Genomic DNA, 17,458 nt, shown 5'->3' with positions numbered 1-17,458 from the left:
TCCCCACGGTAGGTGATCGCGACCTCGTATGGCTCAATCACCGGGAGCCCCTTCGGCGTGACCTGCCGCTCGCCGACCGGGGTCGCGAGCCGTTCGCCCATCTCTCGGATCACGTCCTGGATGAGGGCGGAGCGTTCCGCCTCGGTCTCGATGCGCCGCGTCGCTCGTTCAGTCCTTGCCATGTGGCTGCCTCCTAGTCGATCACCAGTCTCCACCATCCATCTGGCATCCGTAGTGTTGCACGGGGACACACTTCCCCGGGTTCAACCCTATACCACCCTGGCCCCCATCCATCGGCTGACCTTCGTCACCGTCCCAGGCCACGGGCACGCCTGCCATCACCGAGATCCCGACACTGGTCTCTGCACACGCCTTGAGCGCGAGTTCAAGACGCCGAATTGCCCGCTCCTGGGCGGGGTTAGGCTTCCACTCCATAGCGCTTCGCCTCCGATAGTCGCCGGGCCCGTTCGTTGTGGACCTGGGCCCGTGCTTTCTCCAGGTCATCTCTCAGAACGGTGATGGTCTGCTCCCGTGATGCCATTGCGCGCTCTAGCACGCCGATCCGCCGGTCACGCGCCGCCAGGTCGCGCTTGAGTGCCGCGATCTCCTTCCCCTGGGCCACTTCGCGCGCGAGCGCGTCATCCAGTGGCGTGGCTGCCCTCACGGACTGCGCGCCTGGGTTAGGTCGGAACGTCTCGGGAGATGTGTCACCTGGGGTCATCGTGTCGCCCTCTCAGATAGGTAGCGTCTCGGGCCGCGCATCATACGCGGCCACGCTACTCGGTTCGTAGATCAACGTCTCCGCGCCTTGCAGATACATGCACGCGTATCGCATCGCGTCCATGCCGTGATCGTGGAGCTTGATCGGGGCCTCCTTCTCCGCCTTGTCCCCGCTGCCTGGCGGATACTGGTAGGCCGTGATCTCGTCGGCCGTCGATGTGGGGCGCTTCTCAGCATCGAGCCGCGAGTCCGTGGCGACTGTGCAGTCCCGCATGATGTAGAGCCGCGGGCGCCCGGTCTCGGGATTCACCACCAGGCGCTCCGAGACTTCGCGTATCCCGTCGGCTACGGACTTCCTCGCCGCCACCGTCTGAATGCTGGCGTTCTGAGACAGTTCAGCGCGCCCGTCGGCGTCGTGGTCCGCTACCGTCGCCTCGATGCGCTCACCGCTCTCCTGTCCCTCTTCGTCGGGCGGCTCAACGCTCTGGACGTGGATCATCGGCCCGAGTCGGGAGTTGAGTATCCGAGAGTGGTAGATCTCCCGATACAGATACATCTCGTCGTCCGGCGAGATGGCCCACCACTGCACGACACACGGGTTATTGAACCCGAAGTCGATGGACCGTATGCGGCGCCACTCGCGCGGAATCGGAAACGGCGAGACCAGGTGGACCGCGCTGTCGAACTCGGGATAGACCAGGCCCTCGAATCCAACGTCCCACGAGCCCTCAAGGAACATCATCCGCAGGCGATACGGGAGCGACTCCAGGCGGACCCGATAGTCTGGGTCGGCGTTAACCAAGGTGGGGTTGTCATCCAGGCGCGCGGGGATGAACTGCCGCGTCCGCGCGTCCGGGGTTCCCCAGGGGACGCGCTTCTCGTCGCCTTCCCCGGCCTTCTGGAACCACCCTATCTCATAGGGGTCCAGGGACGTGACAAACCGCTTCTTGACCCACCCGTGCCCGATCTGGCCGGGGTTCGACGCGGCGCGGATCTTGTTCCGCAGGCCCGCCGTGTTCCGGTTCCGGGAGAGCATGAACTCGTATTGGCGCTCGGTGAAGGTTGTGAGCTCGTCGAACCCGATGAACGCGAACTCCGCCGACTGATACTGCGCGACATCGCTCTCATGCTGCATGTGGCCGAACCAGATCTCCGCGCCCGATGGGAACCGCCAGAACTTCTCGGACGCGTTGTATTGCGCCCGCGTCCCGAACATCCGGTGTGACTGTTGGACCAGGCTCATCCGTAGCTCCGAGTGTTTCCGACGGAGCAGGATACCGCGATACTCGGGATGCTCGACGAGCCGCGCCGCTTCCAGGAGCAGGGCCCAGGACTTCCCGCCACCGGCCGCGCCACCATACAGAACCTCATCCGCTGCCGAACGGAGAAACGCGCGCTGAGGGCCTGGGTGGGCGCGGAATCTCACACCGGGGCCTCCAGTGATAGCTCGTCCTCGTCCTCCACGACGATGACGACGCGTTCCTCATTCGTGACGGTCACCTCTTGCGGGCGCTCCCGGTCAATGCTCTGGAGCATGATGTGGCACGCCCTGAGACTCACGGCGGGGTCGCGCGAGGCCACATGCTCCATGAGAACGCCCCAGACCAGCCCCCACGATGCGCGCCGCAATGCCGTTTGATGTTCCTCGAAGTAGGTCCGATAGAGCGGGTCGCGGGTCTCCCATCGCGATACAGTCTCACGCGTCACATCCGCCGCCTCGGCGGCCGCGGTCTGCGTGCGCCCCTCGACCCGAGCAAGGGCGGCCTTCCACTTCCCCATATGGTCGATCTGCACTGGCGGGACCGTGAGAATCTGTGACACGTGGTCTACCTCCTGAACCGGCGGTCGACCTCGGCGTCACGCTCACGCCGGTGCTTCGCCATCATCCCCTGAAACTCGGGGTCGGTGTTGATCCAGTCCTCCAGCGTCACCGATGCCGTATCAGCGATGGCGGCTGCTTCGGTTAGTCCGCCGTGGTTCACGAGACACAGGGCCGCGTCTTCGCGTCTTCGCGCCTTCGCCTCTCGGAGTTGCTTGGCAAGGGCCCGCCGTTTGATCCGACTCGCCTTGTCACCCCTCATGGCAAGAACCCCCCGAAGTCGTCGGATTGCTCATCGCAAGCGCAGAACTCGTTGAGACACCAGTCGCAGAGATGGCACTCGCAGTCGTCACCGTATCGGCCGCAAGTATCGCAGTAGCAGCGACACACATACCCATCGTGGTATCCCTGCCCGCACTCTGGGCAAGTCGGATGTGGCGCGTGAGGGCGCAGATTGCACGGCATTACGACGCCTCCTGTTGTGTCCACATGATCGACTGCTGCCCACGTATCTCGGCAGGGGTCTGCTCGGCGGTCGCCTGGTGGATTGCTTCCCACTCAAACTCACTCGCCGAGACTCCGCAGGTCTCGCACACATACCAGTCTGGGAGCCGTGGGCCTCGTGGCGATGCGCGCCATGTTCGATGCTCACACGTCCCCATCGGGGAACTCCATTCCATCACTCTCACGGGTTGCCGTGGCTCCCGTGGCGCGTTGCACTCGACGGATCGCCATGTCGCAATACGCGGGGACGATCTCCATTCCCATGCACGCCTGCCCGAGGTTATGCGCCGCGATCATCGTGGTCCCGGACCCGAGGAACGGATCGTATACGCTCTCGCCGTCCTGGATGATCGCCGCGATATAGGCCTCTGGAATCTCTGGCGGGAATGGCGCCGGATGCCCATCGCTCGGGTTGCCCTTTACCCGTGCTGTGTGGATCACGCTGCCGAGTGGGCGATGCGGCCTCGTCACGTGCGCTCGTCGGGACTTCGTGCGGCCGTCCTGCTCTCGCACGGTCGCTGGTGATTGCCTCTGCCCGGCCGTGGCATTCGGGATCGTGAGATTCAGTTCCCTGGGTTCGCCTAAGACGATGATGAACTCGTGGTCGATCGGGAACATCCCGTTAAGCTGCCCCACGGTGTAGCCGCCTCCGCTTCGATCCCACACGTTCCACGAGAGCAGCCGCCCGCCATGCTGGCGCGCGGCCTCGATGTAGTGGTCCCAGTAGCACACGATCTCGCGACCACGCCGCACGATCCCGAGATTGATCGCGAACACATCACACCGGGGCCACACGGCCCCGATGAACTGCGCCAGGTGAGATGGGTCCAGGTTGCCCCCGCCGTAGTCGCGTTGGTCACCGTAGGGTGGGCTCGTCACGCAGATGAGGCGCCGGTCGCGGGTGAGCGTGAGAACCTGGTCCGCGTCGGTGGCGTCCCCGCACATGATCCGGTGGTCGCCAACGCCCCACACATCCCCAGGCACCACAACGGTCTCCCGACGTAACGGCGGCAGCGGCGGATCTTCACGTATCTCCACCGGCCAGAGCTCAGTCTGCATCATGCCGTCCCTGTGTCTGCGATGGGGTCCAGGCGAAACACGAGCTGCGGCGCCGCCGCTTCCTCGATCTCGCGCTTTGCCGCGTTGAGTCGTTTCCGTAGCTTCCCGGACTCCTTCCCGTGACACGCGGAGCAGAGAATCCGCAGGTTGTCCAGGCCACAGCATCCCCCGCCCTCAGAAACGGGGACGATGTGATCGCAGTCGCGGCCCTTGTCCCCGCAGATCTGGCACGTCCACCTGTCTCGGCGCCCCACGATCGTCCTCGCGTATCCAGGGACGAAGCGGATCACGGTCTCCTGCTTGCACTCATCGGAACAGTAGGAGCGGCGCCCCTTCGGCAGATCAGTGGACCCACACCATCGGCACATGCCGGAATACTCCAGCGGCTTTCGCGGCCCCCGTCCTAACTCCGACATGCGCCGCAAGTAGTCGACCCGTCCGTCACGGGTAGACGGCATGGGCCCGGCCTGCTCTCCCCACTCGCGGACTTTCGCCTCATGCGCGTGGAACTTCACCCGCCACGCCTCAACCTTGGGCCGCAGGAGAATCGCGCGCGTGGCGTCATAGGGCGCCGCGCTCATGTTCCGCTCATATCGCTGCACGAACAGCGTGAGCGCAATCACGGGGTCAGTCCACTGGTCCCAGCCGTTCACTATCCGCTCCTGTCTGCGAAGTCCTGGTCGCCCAACGCATCCTCAACGCGCGGGAACGGCCGCCGGGCCGTGGCCCCGTCCATGTTCTGAAACACGCGCTCGGTGTCCCCGAGATCGGTGATCTCCAGTCCGTATTCCGGCCCGTCGTCCCCGGAGTAGATCGTGACCTCGGCGCGCGGGTTCTCCCGATCTATCCCGGCGTGCCGCGTTCGTGTGCAGTAGACCAACGGGAACCCGTCCCGTGGGATGATCCCGGACGCGACCATCGCGTCCAGGACGGATGTCCCCATGTTGTCGGGGTCGTAGTGTCCCTCGGTCCCGCGCCACAGTTCGGTGTAGATCGAGATGGCGTTCTCCCGATCCTCGCCCCTGTTGCGGCCCCGCCACTGCATGAGATAGGCGATCGCGCCTGATTCCCACTTCTGGTGAGCTTTGCTCGATCGCACATACTGCCCGCTCGCGCTCTGGCGAGAGTTCTTCTTGGATCGGACCTCACCGGGGATGGTGAACTGTGCGAGGATGTTGATCGCCGTGTCTGCGGTAGGCATATCAGGCCTCTCCCTCGTGCTTCGGTTCCCATCCCTGGCCCATGAGCCAGATCACGAGCCGTCGGCGGGTCTCGTCATCCGGGGACGCCATTCGCCCGCTCATCACGTGCGCTACCGTGGTTCCTGGTATGCGCGCCTCGCGGCTGATGCGCGACAAGGAGAGGCCATAGACCCGGTGATGAGTCGCGACGGCTTCTCGGAGTTCGGCGTCGGTGATGTGCGCCCATGGCCGCGGGTCGCGTTCGTCAGCGTCTCTCTGCATGGCGTGGGCTCCCTTCCCCGCAGTGTAACGCGTAGCCCGGCGATCTCCAGGTCTCGCTGACGAATTGTGCGGGCCTGATCCTCGATCGTGCGGAGAGCGCGTTGGTAGTTGGTCTGGAGTTCCCGCACATCCCGGAGTTCCTTCTCCGTCATCCCTCCGCCTCCGCGCTTGCGGCTCGCCTGCTCGGGAGCGCGTCGAGGAAGAACTTCCCCGGTCTGCCGTCAACAAGCGCAAACGCGGGGCCGAAGATCATCCCGACGGGTGTAACCGCCAGCGGGATCCGCCAGAACAGCCGCGCCTCGATCGGATCGCCGGGCGGGACCATCCACAGTAGCCAGATGGCCGCGTCCACGACGATCCAGATGGCAGCAACCCCGAGGATAACCCCGATGCCTGCTTGTTCAACCCGCTCGCGTAGCGTCCGCGTCCTCATGCTGTTCTCCCATCATCGCCCGCTCCAGGGCCACGGAGGCCCGGACCTGTAACCAGTCGCGATACTCGTCCTCATCGAGCGCCACTGCTTCGAGAGCGCCCACATGGCCGAACCGGCGCGGATCATTCTCGTCGGCGCTCTCACACAGATACCAGTGAACGGGCCGCCCGCCCTGCGGCGGCTCGAACGTCCCGAGGTAGTGACGAACACGCCCACATCCGCAACGGCGCCATGGTTCTAGCTCGAGCATTGCTCGGCCTCGGCAGTGTCCACCACCACGCGCCACACGGCATCTGTGCGGATCCACGACAGCACGCGGACACGTCCCCCATACGTCTCCACCCGGTAGCGCCCGGGTTCGAGCACAAGGGGATCCGCCGCGCCGATGGCTGTGTCCCCGCCACACTTCACCACTAGGCCCGTGCGAGTGGTAATCCCTTCCTCGATGCACGAGTCCCATTGCATAAAGGCCGTCCAGGTCGGAAGCTTGTCTGCCGTCATGTCGTGTTCCCTGCGTGGAAGTCCTCGCCGTCGAAGTAATAGGCGTGGTCGAGACACATCTCGCGGAGTCGCGAGTAGATCGCGCCCAGGTTCACCCCGGCCGCGTTGTCCCGCCCGTCGGCGCGGTTGTTGATCTCCGCAATGCTCATGTTCGTCGTCACGATGATGGGGAGCCCCTTGGAGTGGCGACGAAACACGAGATGCCCAAGCGTGTCGATCACCCATTCCGTCGGGCGCTCCTGGCCCAGGTCGTCCAGGACCAGGACATCGGCGTCAAGGCACTGCTGGAGCAGCACCCCGGCCCGCGACCCAGGCCCCTCGCGGAACGACTGCCGCATCTCGTCCAGGAACACGGGGACGTTCGCGAAGCGGATTGTCACGAGCGGGGACGTGATCTCGCGCAGCATCCCCACGGCCAGGTGAGTCTTACCGCGCCGGTTGCGCCCGAAGAACAGCGCGCCATCCGAGGGCCGAGGGCCGAGGGCTGCCACGCTCTCGGCGTATGCGCGGATCCACTCCCGGGCGCCGCTCATCGCTGTGCGTTGGGCCTCTGTCTGCGGCTCGAACGTGTCCAGCGTCATGTGCGCGTAGTTCCCGCCGAACATCTCCCGGATCTCGCCCTGGATCTCCGTGCGGGTCCGGGTCTTCCGCGCGGCCTCCTTCGCCGCCTCGTGTTCCCACAGGTCGGGAAGGTCCGCCACCGTCACGCCGCGCTCCGCGGCCTCGGTCTCCTGTCCCTCTTCAATCTCCGCGATGTATCCGTCGACTCGCTCCCGGAACTCAACAAGCCACGGGCTCGGGCCCTCGGGTCGTTCGCGGGGTCGGAGGTAGGTCCGCCTAACTGGCGGCAGTTCCTGATGCACGTCTCGCCCTCCATGCTTCGGCGTCTGCTATCTGCGTGTCTGCGTCGTCTCCCTCGCTCAGGAGTCCTCGGGACTTGCCCGGCGTGGATCCTGCTTCGGCGGAGTAGGTTTGCGCCCACTGAGTCACCGCCTTAGCGTGATACACGAGAGAGTGAATGGGGTCGGGGTTGCGCCCTTCCTCCTTGGCTTCGCGATGATGGTCCGCCGTGCGGCGCGTGATGTAGGCCCGGACATCACTCTCCGGAACGCCCAGGCGGAGACACTCGGCACATGCGTCTACCCAGGCCGATGCAGTTCCGCCCAGGGAGATCATCAGCGGCGGGGCCTTTGCCCAGACCGCGAGACTGTTGGCCAGGTCGGTTACCCCGTCGGGACGATCGAGCGGATACGGGTTCGGGAGAGTGGTTCGTCCGAAGGGCCTCGCGCGCCCGCGCGCGTCAGTCATTCGTTCTTCAGTCTCTGGAGTCCGTATAACAGGTCGCCCGTGACCCAGATCGGGCGCTTTCTGGGTCGCCTGTGACCCAGAAACAGGCGTGGAACTGGGTCGCCCATGACCCAGAGGTTCTGGTATCTGGGCCACCCGTGACCCAGATGGGTCTAGGGTCTGGATCACATATGACCCAGATCGCCCGGGGCCGGTATCGGTCTTCCTGACCCCGTGCGTATGCACTACTAGCCCGTGGCCCACTAACTCCCGAGCCGCCCGCTTTGCCGTCGCCACGGACGCGCCCACCCACCCGGCCATGATCGACTGCGAAGGGCTGACAGGCGTGGCCAGATCGCCGGACGCGCGGACCACCTGGAGCATGTTGACGTAGAGACGGTGGGCATGGGATGACAGGCCGCGATGGGCGGGGTCGCCCAGGGCCTCGATCAGATCGAAGAGATGGGCCGCCAGGTCATCGGATGTCGGCGGACCCGCATGTAAGGAGTCCATATGCTCTCCGTCCGTCTCCGTAGCACGTTCCGCCGGGTCGCCCAACACCGGCAGCCACATCGTGCCATACTCCCAAGGCCGTGTCAACTGCCGCCCGGTTGCACGCTACTGGGCCCCGTTGTATCATGCTCACCGTAGGTGCTGAGTCCATCTATGTTCTCAGTGAACCCCACGCCATTCGCCCGGCGTGGGGTTCACTGCTTCAGCGTCCGCAATACGGCCCCGGGCGTTTCCTCGTATCCGCTGTAGTGGGGCTCGATGTGGAATTCGCCACACGCCGGGTTCGGACAGTCCAAGCAGTCCAGCCCTGCGTGGCACCCCTCACACACGTGGATCGCCTCCCAGTAGCGCCAGTCGGCTATGCTGGCCTCTTTTCCACAGGTCGGGCAGGTGAGGAAGAGGCCCGCCTCATCGCCCTGGTAGGATCCCCACTCAGGGGCCAGGGACTTGAATACCATGATGGCCTGGTCTAGTGTGGCCATGTGTCCTCCTCAAGGCAGACTTCCAGGGCGAAGGCTCTCGGCATCGGGGATAAACACGAGCTTGATGATCGCGTCCTGCCGTTCGAGCTCGCCCATCGTCACGGCCGTGACCCAGACCGTCGTCCGCCCAGTGTCCCCGGGCCCAAGGTAGAACGCGCCCTGACCCGCGACCGGGATGAGGGCCCGCACGAGCTCGCCGTCGTCGATGTCGATGAGCAACCCCTCACGGTCGCGCGCGATGTAGCGCACGCGCATCATGTCGACTGGCCCGTCCCCGATGTTCTCGACCTCGAAGTGGCCGAGCGGGAACCCGCCCACGTCCTCCCACGGGACAGCGCCCACTGGGGCGATCACGCCATACGGGACCAGCATCCCGAAGTTCTGCGACACGATCACCAGGTCCGCGATGTCGACCACGCCATCCCCGTTTACGTCCGCGTCGGAGATGAGACCGCGGGCCTGGAGACGCGCGAGCGCATACGGCGCCGCTTCCCGCTCGTCTCCCCACGTGGTCTCGGTTGTGATCGGATCGCCGCGCCCGCACGCCACGAGCATCAGGGCCAGCCCCATCGCTGCTACGATACGCACAACGTCCCTCCTTACGACACGAGCGCGATGCCGTGCCGACCGGGCCCCGGGCGGAGCTTCGGGCGGGTCTCGCGCTCGAATCGGTCTTTCTCATACGCCGTCACGCGATAGGCGTGGCCGCTGCCACCGTCCTCACGATGGGCCTCGAGTAGGCCCTCGTTCACGTAGTAGCGCACGGTTTGCCGCGTCACGTCCCACTCCCGCGCCAACGCGGGCAGGGACCAGTATGGTCGCTCGTGCATCATCCCCTCGCATCCTACGCCCTATGTGAGAGGATAGACCCCGCACACCCCGATGTCAAGGCGCGAAGAGAGTTGCACATTGGCCTTGCGGACCTATTCCCCGTGTTCTATAATGTGGGTAGAACGGTCATACGAGACCATTACCGAGAGGGCTTCACGATGGCGAAGCACGGCATCGGGCGCATAGCCGAATTGCCGGAAGACTACCGGGGCAATGCTCTGCTGCTGGAAGTCTACCGGGACACGGTAGCGCACGGGGAGAACTGGGATCACCCGTGGGCTGGAGGTATGAAGCCAGGCAGCCGCGACCTGCTGCTAGAGACCTACCGTGACACCAAGGCCCACGCGGAAGTCTGGAAGCGCCATCAACACACGCTCCGCCCAGGCGAGTGGGTCTGGACGCCCCCTTGGGTGGATCAGATCGCCGCTGCTGACCTGTCCGTCATCTCGCTGTTCATTCGGACATACCCCTGGCTTTGTGACGGGCACGCCAAACGGATGAGAGAGCGCGCGAAGGAGACCCGACCATGGCAGAAGTAACAGCGCTCACTCCCTTTGAGGCCGGGGACATGGCGCAGACCCGCTCCTATCTGGACGCGCGCATCGACGAGATACGCGCGTCGGTGGCCGAGGGAGCTACCCCGGCCCAGCTTGAGCAGTTCCTCCACCTGTGCGCGCTCTACGGACTCGACCCGTTCCGAGGCGAGATCTACTGGGCTCGCGAACTCCGGCGCCCATTCACGTCCCGGGACGGATACCGGAAGATCGCCCGCCGTAACCCGCGCTTCAGGGGATGCCGCTCGGGTGTGGTCTACCCCGAGGACGAGTTCGAGATCGAGCAGTCATACGTCGACGGCGAGCTCGTCATCTCGCAGTTCCGCCACCGGCCGAACCTGATCCAGCGGTCACGTCCCATCGGGGCATGGGCCATCGCCAAAGTCGACGGCGAGCCCGACGACTTCGCCTGGGCCCCGATGTCTCAGTATGCGAAGGATTCCAGGGGCCCGTGGCAGTCCCACCCAGACGCGATGATCCGCAAGTGTGCGGAGAGCGTTGTCCTGCGCGCGGCCTGTGATATATCGGGCCTCTACACGGGCGAAGAGCTCGGAGTCTCGGACGGTGGCGAGCCCATGACCGTGGTCGATGTCACCCCGGCGGCCGTCGAGACCGATGGCGCTCCCCCAGAGGAACCCCGTGAGGCCGCCCCATCCGAGGGAGCCCAACGGCGCCGCGCGTTCGCCATCGCGTCGAAGATACGCCCCGACCTGGACGACAACGGCGTCGACGAGGGCGCGCTCTGGGACTATGTTCGGAAGTCCCACGGGGTTGAGTCTCGTCGCGATCTCACTGAGATGCAGTGGAAGGCCATCGCGGACGAGCTCGATGCCTGCACGAACGATGGCGGACACCCCACACTGCGGAAGGTTGAGGCGTTCGCGGAGCGCATCCGGGGTCAGGACACCGACGACGCGCCGCCGGAGACGGCAGCGGACACACCCACCGGGTTCATCACGACAGAAGAGATGATCGAGATGATGTCCGTGGCGGAGTCTTTCGACGACGAAGCCCGCGAGGCGTTGCAGGCGGGGCTCCGAGCGCGATACCAGGCTAACAAGGTGGCCGTCCTCAAACGGATGGCGGATGTCCTCGGCGTAGGCATCTCGGAGGCCGCGTTCTACGCTCGCCTCACCGGCGGGGACAAGCGCCTCGGGACACAGGCCCTAGAGGTTCTGGTCCGGCTGTGCGTGGACCAGACCATGTGGGATGATGGAAACATGGCCGAGATCAACGGCATATGGCGGGAGCTCGACCCCGCCCAGGCGACAGGATAGGACACGGAATGAGGACCGAATACGTGAATCGCGACGACTGCGAACGTGTCCGGCTGATGATGGACGAACGGGAGCAGGGCCGCATCTATGACGCGCTCGTGTCCCACTGCGACCGTCTCCGACAACGAGGGAAAGCCGGTGACTGGGGCACGGACAGGGCCCGGGACGCGCGCCACCAGGCCCCGAAGTTCGAGCTCCTGCGCGACACGATCTACGCGGCGGATGGCGGGGTCGTGGTCTCGAAACGGGACTACCTCCGCATCCGTGAGGCCCTGATACGTGAGGCGCGGTTCCTGGGGAAGATCGCGACCCGAGCCGAGCAGGCGAAGCCATACACCGAGATGCACGTCCAGATGCGGGAGTGGGTTCTCGAACGCGAACCCCATCTCCGCAACGCGATGAACGCGCGGGACGAGAAGATCGCCGCGCAGTAAGACGGGAGACAGGCACATGGGATCGACCAAGTTCCACGTCTACACTGAGGAATACGAGTCGTGGGGTGGTGAGTTGGAGCCGCCCGAGATTGGCGTAGACTGGGTGGAGGTAGATGTTCCCGATGACGGGCCAATGTGGAGACAGCGGCGCGCCGCGATGGTGGCCGCGATTCCTCGCCTACGGGTGGAGTATCCCGGCGGACTGCTCTCCGATCGCGGCCTCAATCCCTTCGCCGTCCTGACCGCGAAGTCAGCGGCCGAGGAGAACGAAGAGGCCGCGAATAGTCTGGCGACCGTCTGGGCCACTGGTATCTTGGTCGACGAGTCGCCCCGCTATGTTGCCTACCTCGATCCCGACTCGCCGCACGCGCCGTGGTATCCCGGCGCCGAGATGTTCTACGGACCAACGGGCGTTCGCAGTTACACACTCACACCAGAAGGGCGGACCTATGCCGCTTGAGGGACTGCTGACAGACATGGCAGGGGATCTCCGCGAGATAGCCCGCAATTCGGGGCGTATCACGACCGAGATCGCCGCCGCCCGTGAGGAACTGGTCGGGGCGATCGAACGCCTGACCCGTGCGGTTCAGGCCCAGACCGTGGCGCAGATCATAGTGGGGACAGCCGAACGGGAGGACTGGACCTACCTGTTCGATGAGGCCCGGCGAATCGTGAACGAGCGCGGGTGATCGGCGCGGGGATCCGTCCCCGCATTGTGGCGGCTCCAGGTAGGCATGTGCAGGGTTCGAGTCCCTGAACCGCCACACGCTGATGGTCCCACCATGGGCCGTCGGCCATGTTCGCGAAGTCCTCGGGGCGCGGGTCTCACAACAGCCCGCGCCCCTCTTCCAACGGAAGACCAGCATGAGAAAGCGCAAGCCAATACTCCCCGTCGACACACTGGACAGGGATGGGGCCGTCTCGCTCAACCCCGAAGTGCATCCGGGCCTGTCCGGGGCCCCGGACTACGAGACCATGGCCGAATACTTGGGCGATGAGATCGTGTCGCACCTGATCGAGCGCCGCGACACCTACACGTGGCCGAGTGGATCCGATGGCCCTCTCGGCGCCGCGCAGACCGTGAAACAGCGGATAGCGCTCCTGGAACATCAGGCGAAGCACACGAACTCGGCCCGCCAGGTGACGATGAACCTGAGCGGGGACTCCCCGGTGAGCATGGCCGTGGGGAAGCGGAACATGGCGCGGCATTGGCTCGACGCGGCCGTGTTCTGTCTCCGGGCGTATCTGGACTCGCTCGGGCTCCAGGACAAGGAAACGCTCCGCGAGATCGACGAACGGGAGGAACGTGAGCGCCAGGCCGCGAAGGACAAGGAAGAGAGACGGCAGGAGAAACAGGCCGAGGCCATGGCAGCGGCACAGTCCCACGATGAGTTGTTCAAGAAGGAAGCGGACGCCGAAGTCGACACGACCCCACGGCCCGGAGAGACCCAGGGCGAGCGGAACCGACGGGTCGCGGGCGAGATGGCGGATGCCATCAATGACAAGGTGGCTGGCGCAGATGTGAGCGTTGAGATACACACCGAGCCCGGCGAAGAGGCGCCCGCATGATCGCGTGCGTCCCCACACTGGATGTCGCTCTCGTGGCCTTCGTAGAGAACGAGGGCCGCGAGTGGCGTCTCGACCAACTCCCCTGGCCGGTTACTTCGGACGAGGCCGCCACGGAGGGCGCGTTCGTGATGGCCGGAATACAGCAGCACTACGGCGATGAGATGGAGACACAGGTCAATGCCCTCAGCATGGCATGGGCGCGCGGGGTTCTCTCCACGGGCCTCACATTCGCAGACACGGAGGGATTCGAGGAAGAGGGGGCCGTTGACGGAATCGAATGCGCCTTATGTGCCGGTGTCTTCACCCGCGAGCAGTTGCGTGTCTGCCTTGAATGGGCCCATGCCCCACCGACGGCGGTCTGTATACCATGCGGGGATGCGTGGGTCGCATCCTACGGGCAACATCCAGACGACGCGGCCGCGAATGATGCCTGAGATTCAGATCGGGGATGTGTGGCACCTGGGGCCCCATCGCGTTCTGTGCGGAGACTGCACGTATCCCGCCCTCCTAGAGGAGGCGTTCGTATCCGTCGATGGCATCCCCATCGCGCCGCGTCTCATGGTGGCCGATCCGCCCTACAACATCGGCATCGCGGAATGGGACCGCATCCCGGAATACACGGAATGGTGGCTTGCGTGGTGGAACATTCTCGGCGAGTGCATGTCCCCTGACCACTCAGCGTATGTGTTCGGCCAGGCGGAGACGTTGGCGGAGCCCTTCGTCCGCGTCTCCCCGCCGAAACGCTGGCTCATCTGGCACTACACGAACCGGAATACCCCGAATGTCGGCACGTGGGGACGTTCACACGACGCGATCATCTATGTCCGGCGCGGGGATGCGCCATTCTACCGCGACCGGGCCCGCGTCCCCTACTTCCCCGGAACGAAGTCGGGGCATACCGGGTCCGGGTCTGGGCGCTTCCCAGGCGTCCCGTTCCGGCGCCATCCAGACGGAGCCCAGCCACGGGATGTGATCGTCGTGCCCGCGCTCGCGGCCGGAGCGGGAACCGCCGAGTCCGTGAACCATCCCACACAGAAGCCGATCGCGCTCATCCGCACACTGATCGACGCATCCTCCGACGAGGGCGATGTCGTCGTGGACCCGTTCGGCGGGTCGGGGACGACGCTCATGGCATGTGAGGAACTGGGGCGCGTCTGCATCACGATCGAACAGAACCCCGAGTATGTTGGTCTGATTCTGGATCGCTGGACCTACTCGACTGGAAGGGCGGCCCAACGCATCCACAACCCCGTATCGTATCGAGCCCTGGAGAGCCCGGTAACGTCGGCGCGATCTGACTCGCGCCAGACACTCCTATTCACCGACGAAGGAGACGCCACGTGAAACGCCATCGACCCATTCTCACCACGCGCGATGTCACGGTCCTGATCGCCGCTCTGATGACCACGGAGGACGGAACGCGCAAAAAGGCATACGTCAGCTTGGGCGAGGGCGCCGATCGCGACGCTCTGGTTGACCAGGCGGACGAGATGACACTCCTACGGGGCCGCCTCAAGGCTCTCGTCACGCCCAAGCCCACGAAGGGGACAACATGAACACGACCGAACGCGAGGGCAAGCGCCTGCGCGCCATCGAACGGGCCGCGCGTGCCCACGTGAGCAACAACACCGAGAACCAGGCCACGACGCTACACAGCCTGCTCCATGCTCTCCAACCCCTCCGAGAGGCGAAAACCCACGAGCTCAAGACATGGGGCTTATACTGGGACGCCGCGAAGGATGGGACGAAGCGGTTCGAGATCCGTCGCGACGATCGGGACATCCAGGAGGGGGATACTGTTGCCCTGTTCCGCACACAGGACTGCGGGATCTCCCTGGCGGATGAAGACCCCATCCGATTCCGTGTTGGACGGGCGTTCCGGTTCACCGTTGCCGGTTGTGAGCAGATGTTCGGGCTCGAGCCGCTGGATGGAACGCTTTACGACGACGCGCCCGCGCTCGTGGCGTTTGATCTGTTGGGCCTGAATGACGACACGCCCGTCCGAGATGCCGTGGTGGATCCCTACGCCGGGGGCGATCCGGGGACTCCTGACGGGTATTGTGGCGGTTGCGCCTGCCACCTCTGCTACACAGAGCGTGAGCGGCGCGAGGCCGCAGGGGAGCCAATATGAAGGGCATCACCGTGGCGGATGTCTGGTCCCCGGAGTGGAGAGCATTGGCGCGGGATCTTCCGGTCCCGCGCCGCGAAGTGATGAACGCCGCCAGGGACGCCCTAAGTGCGGGCTACCGGCCCCCGCAGGCTCGGGAACTCGTGCGCGCTGCGGCCGCCCTCTACGCACAGGGCGCGTGCAATGCGTTCCCTGACGCCGTGGCGCGCGTGCTATCCTCCGTCCGCCCTCATACCCCGCTAGACGTGCTCAACGTCACAGGGAGCATCAGGGACGCGTTGCGGGCGCTCACTCAGGACCGAACACCCCGAGCATAGCGGCCGACGTTGCGATGTTGCCCGACGCGGATGTCCCCGCGATCCGAAGGTCCGTCTTCTCCGGGAACTGCCAGAGACCGGCCAGGTCGGGACTCGATGACCCCGCTGTCACCTTCGCGCTGAACTTGGAAGCCCACACCCCGCCCAGGGGACGCGCCAACAGGCGGAACGTGCACTGCGCGAGCGCAACCCCGGAATACAGATGCAGCCGCGTGATGTAGGCCGTCTTCCCGTTGGGGACGGTCCACCCCACCTGGTTGGTCTGGTTGTCCCCGATCGTTATCGTGGCGTGAACCGTTGCACTCACGTCCGCCGTGATGGTCCCAGCCGCAGTGGCGCCGGATCCGGCCGTGAGGACTTTCATTCGGAACAGCCGGATGTATGTGCTGGCCGTGGCCACATCCGTGGTTCCGTCCAGTTCCACAATCTCCGTTTGCTCGTCGTAATTCGCGTCGAGTCCCCAGACCTGAACCGTGCGGGCCCCGGTCCCGGAATCGTTCGTGTCTGCCGCGTCGGATGACTTGATGTCGTGAGCGGCGGCCGCGGCTTGCCAGGCGAGCGACCCGCCAGCGCTTGCGATGTCTTCCTCAGTTTCCCCGGTGGCCTGGTTATATCCGAACTTGTTCAAAGGGCCCCATCCGCTGACCTTCCCCGCCGCTACGGCGGCTTCCCATCCCCAACGGGGCCCCATCACGCCATCGTATAGGCTCTCTAGCGACATCCGTCTCCCCTTCTATTCCGTGGGCGCGTTGTCGAGTTCGCCCGCCGCCACGCACGCGAGGAACCCGCGCGCCTCGATGAGTTCATTCTGCACGGGATCCACCCGCACCGAGATGTCGGCCGCCGCGAGCGCGACCTCCGCATCCCACCCCGCATCATACGTGTCCCCGCTCTCTGGGACGATGATGATTGACCGGCCCTCGGCGCGACTCATGCCATGCGCCGCCACCACGTCCCCCGTGGATGAGTAGACCCCGATGATGTTCCCGTCATAGGCCGGGGCCCGGGTCACGGGCTCCGTTCTGGGCGCGTTCAGTATGAACAGCATATGTGCCTCTTCCCTTGCTCACAGGGTCAGTAGTAGCGTGTCGGTGTCCCCTTCGGGATACTCCGTATGCTGATAGATGCCGATGGCGTCCACATACGCCGGGTCGCGGGCATCGTGCAACAGCACATCGCAGCGGGACGCGAGTCGCGGAATCACCTGGCTCGCGGCCACCAAGCATTCCGGGCGCGCGACCCCATCCACGAAGATGAGTCCCGTATTAGCCGGGGCCGTGCGTGCGATCGCGACATACTGGTCCAGGTCCGCCAGTAGGTGGGCCGTCAGGTTCGGATGGCCCCGGTGTTCGTCCATGAAGTAGTTGAACCAATGGGGATCATGCTCTACGCTCACTACCTGAATCCCGGCCTGGAGCGCCATCCGCGTCGAGCGCCCCATCCCCCACTCCAGATATGCGCCGCCTTGCTCCGCCATGCGCGCAAGGAGAGGCGCCAGGACAGGGACAAACGAGAATATGCCGTCGCTCGGTGGTGGGGCGAACCCGCTGGCCAGGCCGAACGCCAT

Annotated in this window: 32 protein-coding genes; 11 read left to right on the top strand and 21 right to left on the bottom strand. The window is 65.1% G+C overall.

Annotation, left to right across the window (positions count from 1 at the left end):
- The 18 genes from GY937_23065 to GY937_22980 form a co-directional block, all read right to left on the bottom strand.
- Positions 1-182: hypothetical protein (locus GY937_23065; GenBank protein ID MCP5059596.1), on the bottom strand; the 182-nt coding region annotated here is incomplete at its 3' end.
- 19 nt (positions 183-201) lie between these two features.
- The gene (locus GY937_23060; protein MCP5059595.1) at positions 202-435 is read right to left on the bottom strand and encodes a hypothetical protein; all 234 of its coding nucleotides are present in this window, start codon (positions 433-435) and stop codon (positions 202-204) included.
- Entirely contained in the window at positions 419-664 is a 246-nt protein-coding gene (locus GY937_23055) for a hypothetical protein (GenBank protein MCP5059594.1), read from the bottom strand. The genes GY937_23060 and GY937_23055 overlap by 17 nt, the downstream gene beginning before the upstream one ends.
- 69 nt (positions 665-733) lie before the next feature.
- Positions 734-2,146: a hypothetical protein gene (locus GY937_23050; GenBank protein MCP5059593.1), complete on the bottom strand. Its 1,413-nt coding sequence runs from the start codon at positions 2,144-2,146 to the stop codon at positions 734-736.
- A complete protein-coding gene (locus GY937_23045) occupies positions 2,143-2,541 on the bottom strand; it encodes a hypothetical protein (GenBank protein MCP5059592.1) in 399 nt (132 codons plus the stop codon). Before GY937_23045 ends, GY937_23050 begins: the two co-directional genes overlap by 4 nt.
- A 5-nt stretch (positions 2,542-2,546) precedes the next feature.
- Positions 2,547-2,801, bottom strand: a complete 255-nt coding sequence (locus GY937_23040) for a hypothetical protein (protein MCP5059591.1) — start codon at positions 2,799-2,801, stop codon at positions 2,547-2,549.
- Positions 2,802-3,187: 386 nt separating this feature from the next.
- Positions 3,188-4,105, bottom strand: a complete 918-nt coding sequence (locus GY937_23035; GenBank protein ID MCP5059590.1) for a site-specific DNA-methyltransferase — start codon at positions 4,103-4,105, stop codon at positions 3,188-3,190.
- Entirely contained in the window at positions 4,102-4,518 is a 417-nt protein-coding gene (locus tag GY937_23030; GenBank protein ID MCP5059589.1) for an HNH endonuclease, read from the bottom strand. The genes GY937_23035 and GY937_23030 overlap by 4 nt, the downstream gene beginning before the upstream one ends.
- Positions 4,519-4,754: 236 nt before the next feature.
- Positions 4,755-5,303, bottom strand: coding sequence for a hypothetical protein (locus tag GY937_23025; protein MCP5059588.1), 549 nt, complete (start codon positions 5,301-5,303; stop codon positions 4,755-4,757).
- Position 5,304: 1 nt separating this feature from the next.
- Positions 5,305-5,565, bottom strand: coding sequence for a hypothetical protein (locus GY937_23020; protein ID MCP5059587.1), 261 nt, complete (start codon positions 5,563-5,565; stop codon positions 5,305-5,307).
- Positions 5,566-5,713: 148 nt separating this feature from the next.
- Positions 5,714-5,998 carry a hypothetical protein gene (locus tag GY937_23015; protein ID MCP5059586.1) on the bottom strand — a complete coding sequence of 95 codons (285 nt, stop codon included), beginning with the start codon at positions 5,996-5,998 and terminating at the stop codon, positions 5,714-5,716.
- Positions 5,967-6,248: a hypothetical protein gene (locus GY937_23010; protein MCP5059585.1), complete on the bottom strand. Its 282-nt coding sequence runs from the start codon at positions 6,246-6,248 to the stop codon at positions 5,967-5,969. The genes GY937_23015 and GY937_23010 overlap by 32 nt, the downstream gene beginning before the upstream one ends.
- Entirely contained in the window at positions 6,236-6,499 is a 264-nt protein-coding gene (locus GY937_23005) for a hypothetical protein (GenBank protein MCP5059584.1), read from the bottom strand. Before GY937_23005 ends, GY937_23010 begins: the two co-directional genes overlap by 13 nt.
- Positions 6,496-7,362, bottom strand: a complete 867-nt coding sequence (locus GY937_23000; GenBank protein MCP5059583.1) for an ATP-binding protein — start codon at positions 7,360-7,362, stop codon at positions 6,496-6,498. The genes GY937_23005 and GY937_23000 overlap by 4 nt, the downstream gene beginning before the upstream one ends.
- Positions 7,337-7,807, bottom strand: coding sequence for a hypothetical protein (locus tag GY937_22995; GenBank protein ID MCP5059582.1), 471 nt, complete (start codon positions 7,805-7,807; stop codon positions 7,337-7,339). Before GY937_22995 ends, GY937_23000 begins: the two co-directional genes overlap by 26 nt.
- Before the next feature lie 686 nt (positions 7,808-8,493).
- On the bottom strand, positions 8,494-8,781 hold the full coding sequence (locus GY937_22990; protein MCP5059581.1) for a hypothetical protein: 288 nt from the start codon (positions 8,779-8,781) through the stop codon (positions 8,494-8,496).
- A 9-nt stretch (positions 8,782-8,790) separates the two neighbouring features.
- Positions 8,791-9,369, bottom strand: coding sequence for a hypothetical protein (locus GY937_22985; GenBank protein MCP5059580.1), 579 nt, complete (start codon positions 9,367-9,369; stop codon positions 8,791-8,793).
- Between the two features lie 11 nt (positions 9,370-9,380).
- Positions 9,381-9,614: a MerR family transcriptional regulator gene (locus GY937_22980; protein ID MCP5059579.1), complete on the bottom strand. Its 234-nt coding sequence runs from the start codon at positions 9,612-9,614 to the stop codon at positions 9,381-9,383.
- A 189-nt stretch (positions 9,615-9,803) separates the two neighbouring features.
- Between GY937_22980 and GY937_22975 the strand changes: the two genes are divergently transcribed.
- The 11 genes from GY937_22975 to GY937_22925 all read left to right on the top strand — a co-directional run bounded on the left by GY937_22975 (position 9,804) and on the right by GY937_22925 (position 15,891).
- Positions 9,804-10,151, top strand: coding sequence for a hypothetical protein (locus tag GY937_22975; GenBank protein MCP5059578.1), 348 nt, complete (start codon positions 9,804-9,806; stop codon positions 10,149-10,151).
- Positions 10,139-11,443: a recombinase RecT gene (locus tag GY937_22970; GenBank protein MCP5059577.1), complete on the top strand. Its 1,305-nt coding sequence runs from the start codon at positions 10,139-10,141 to the stop codon at positions 11,441-11,443. Before GY937_22975 ends, GY937_22970 begins: the two co-directional genes overlap by 13 nt.
- Positions 11,444-11,451: 8 nt before the next feature.
- Positions 11,452-11,877, top strand: coding sequence for a hypothetical protein (locus GY937_22965; GenBank protein MCP5059576.1), 426 nt, complete (start codon positions 11,452-11,454; stop codon positions 11,875-11,877).
- A gap of 16 nt (positions 11,878-11,893) precedes the next feature.
- Positions 11,894-12,337, top strand: coding sequence for a hypothetical protein (locus tag GY937_22960; GenBank protein MCP5059575.1), 444 nt, complete (start codon positions 11,894-11,896; stop codon positions 12,335-12,337).
- Positions 12,327-12,566 carry a hypothetical protein gene (locus tag GY937_22955; protein ID MCP5059574.1) on the top strand — a complete coding sequence of 80 codons (240 nt, stop codon included), beginning with the start codon at positions 12,327-12,329 and terminating at the stop codon, positions 12,564-12,566. Before GY937_22960 ends, GY937_22955 begins: the two co-directional genes overlap by 11 nt.
- Before the next feature lie 175 nt (positions 12,567-12,741).
- Complete coding sequence (locus GY937_22950; protein ID MCP5059573.1) at positions 12,742-13,446, top strand: hypothetical protein; 705 nt, start codon at positions 12,742-12,744, stop codon at positions 13,444-13,446.
- On the top strand, positions 13,443-13,880 hold the full coding sequence (locus tag GY937_22945; protein ID MCP5059572.1) for a hypothetical protein: 438 nt from the start codon (positions 13,443-13,445) through the stop codon (positions 13,878-13,880). The genes GY937_22950 and GY937_22945 overlap by 4 nt, the downstream gene beginning before the upstream one ends.
- Entirely contained in the window at positions 13,822-14,790 is a 969-nt protein-coding gene (locus GY937_22940; protein ID MCP5059571.1) for a site-specific DNA-methyltransferase, read from the top strand. The genes GY937_22945 and GY937_22940 overlap by 59 nt, the downstream gene beginning before the upstream one ends.
- Positions 14,787-15,002: a hypothetical protein gene (locus GY937_22935; protein ID MCP5059570.1), complete on the top strand. Its 216-nt coding sequence runs from the start codon at positions 14,787-14,789 to the stop codon at positions 15,000-15,002. The genes GY937_22940 and GY937_22935 overlap by 4 nt, the downstream gene beginning before the upstream one ends.
- Complete coding sequence (locus tag GY937_22930; GenBank protein ID MCP5059569.1) at positions 14,999-15,577, top strand: DUF3850 domain-containing protein; 579 nt, start codon at positions 14,999-15,001, stop codon at positions 15,575-15,577. Before GY937_22935 ends, GY937_22930 begins: the two co-directional genes overlap by 4 nt.
- Positions 15,574-15,891: a hypothetical protein gene (locus GY937_22925; protein ID MCP5059568.1), complete on the top strand. Its 318-nt coding sequence runs from the start codon at positions 15,574-15,576 to the stop codon at positions 15,889-15,891. Before GY937_22930 ends, GY937_22925 begins: the two co-directional genes overlap by 4 nt.
- Here GY937_22925 and GY937_22920 read toward each other — a convergent pair.
- Genes GY937_22920 through GY937_22910 form a run of 3 tightly spaced genes read right to left on the bottom strand, consistent with a single transcriptional unit; the run spans position 15,863 to position 17,458 of the window.
- Positions 15,863-16,612 (bottom strand): hypothetical protein, encoded by a 750-nt coding sequence (locus tag GY937_22920; protein MCP5059567.1) that lies wholly within the window; start codon positions 16,610-16,612, stop codon positions 15,863-15,865. The genes GY937_22925 and GY937_22920 overlap by 29 nt on opposite strands.
- Before the next feature lie 12 nt (positions 16,613-16,624).
- Positions 16,625-16,939 carry a hypothetical protein gene (locus tag GY937_22915; protein MCP5059566.1) on the bottom strand — a complete coding sequence of 105 codons (315 nt, stop codon included), beginning with the start codon at positions 16,937-16,939 and terminating at the stop codon, positions 16,625-16,627.
- 18 nt (positions 16,940-16,957) lie between these two features.
- Positions 16,958-17,458: a class I SAM-dependent methyltransferase gene (locus GY937_22910; GenBank protein ID MCP5059565.1), complete on the bottom strand. Its 501-nt coding sequence runs from the start codon at positions 17,456-17,458 to the stop codon at positions 16,958-16,960.

Source organism: bacterium (assembly GCA_024228115.1).
In the GTDB taxonomy this organism is placed as follows: domain Bacteria; phylum Myxococcota_A; class UBA9160; order UBA9160; family UBA6930.
The sequence above is the reverse complement of the archived record's forward strand: the minus strand, read 5'-3'. Positions and strand labels throughout refer to the sequence as shown.

Bases quoted from the DNA above. Each gene is read 5' to 3' on its own strand.
- GY937_23060 (MCP5059595.1), bottom strand. From the start codon at position 435: ATGGAGTGGAAGCCTAACCCCGCCCAGGAGCGGGCAATTCGGCGTCTT.
- GY937_23040 (MCP5059591.1), bottom strand. From the start codon at position 2,801: ATGAGGGGTGACAAGGCGAGTCGGATCAAACGGCGGGCCCTTGCCAAG.
- GY937_23035 (MCP5059590.1), bottom strand. From the start codon at position 4,105: ATGATGCAGACTGAGCTCTGGCCGGTGGAGATACGTGAAGATCCGCCG.
- GY937_23030 (MCP5059589.1), bottom strand. From the start codon at position 4,518: ATGTCGGAGTTAGGACGGGGGCCGCGAAAGCCGCTGGAGTATTCCGGC.
- GY937_23025 (MCP5059588.1), bottom strand. From the start codon at position 5,303: ATGCCTACCGCAGACACGGCGATCAACATCCTCGCACAGTTCACCATC.
- GY937_23020 (MCP5059587.1), bottom strand. From the start codon at position 5,565: ATGCAGAGAGACGCTGACGAACGCGACCCGCGGCCATGGGCGCACATC.
- GY937_23015 (MCP5059586.1), bottom strand. From the start codon at position 5,998: ATGAGGACGCGGACGCTACGCGAGCGGGTTGAACAAGCAGGCATCGGG.
- GY937_23010 (MCP5059585.1), bottom strand. From the start codon at position 6,248: ATGCTCGAGCTAGAACCATGGCGCCGTTGCGGATGTGGGCGTGTTCGT.
- GY937_23005 (MCP5059584.1), bottom strand. From the start codon at position 6,499: ATGACGGCAGACAAGCTTCCGACCTGGACGGCCTTTATGCAATGGGAC.
- GY937_22995 (MCP5059582.1), bottom strand. From the start codon at position 7,807: ATGACTGACGCGCGCGGGCGCGCGAGGCCCTTCGGACGAACCACTCTC.
- GY937_22990 (MCP5059581.1), bottom strand. From the start codon at position 8,781: ATGGCCACACTAGACCAGGCCATCATGGTATTCAAGTCCCTGGCCCCT.
- GY937_22980 (MCP5059579.1), bottom strand. From the start codon at position 9,614: ATGATGCACGAGCGACCATACTGGTCCCTGCCCGCGTTGGCGCGGGAG.
- GY937_22970 (MCP5059577.1), top strand. From the start codon at position 10,139: ATGGCAGAAGTAACAGCGCTCACTCCCTTTGAGGCCGGGGACATGGCG.
- GY937_22965 (MCP5059576.1), top strand. From the start codon at position 11,452: ATGAGGACCGAATACGTGAATCGCGACGACTGCGAACGTGTCCGGCTG.
- GY937_22960 (MCP5059575.1), top strand. From the start codon at position 11,894: ATGGGATCGACCAAGTTCCACGTCTACACTGAGGAATACGAGTCGTGG.
- GY937_22955 (MCP5059574.1), top strand. From the start codon at position 12,327: ATGCCGCTTGAGGGACTGCTGACAGACATGGCAGGGGATCTCCGCGAG.
- GY937_22950 (MCP5059573.1), top strand. From the start codon at position 12,742: ATGAGAAAGCGCAAGCCAATACTCCCCGTCGACACACTGGACAGGGAT.
- GY937_22945 (MCP5059572.1), top strand. From the start codon at position 13,443: ATGATCGCGTGCGTCCCCACACTGGATGTCGCTCTCGTGGCCTTCGTA.
- GY937_22940 (MCP5059571.1), top strand. From the start codon at position 13,822: ATGCGTGGGTCGCATCCTACGGGCAACATCCAGACGACGCGGCCGCGA.
- GY937_22930 (MCP5059569.1), top strand. From the start codon at position 14,999: ATGAACACGACCGAACGCGAGGGCAAGCGCCTGCGCGCCATCGAACGG.
- GY937_22925 (MCP5059568.1), top strand. From the start codon at position 15,574: ATGAAGGGCATCACCGTGGCGGATGTCTGGTCCCCGGAGTGGAGAGCA.
- GY937_22920 (MCP5059567.1), bottom strand. From the start codon at position 16,612: ATGTCGCTAGAGAGCCTATACGATGGCGTGATGGGGCCCCGTTGGGGA.
- GY937_22915 (MCP5059566.1), bottom strand. From the start codon at position 16,939: ATGCTGTTCATACTGAACGCGCCCAGAACGGAGCCCGTGACCCGGGCC.
- GY937_22910 (MCP5059565.1), bottom strand. From the start codon at position 17,458: ATGGCGTTCGGCCTGGCCAGCGGGTTCGCCCCACCACCGAGCGACGGC.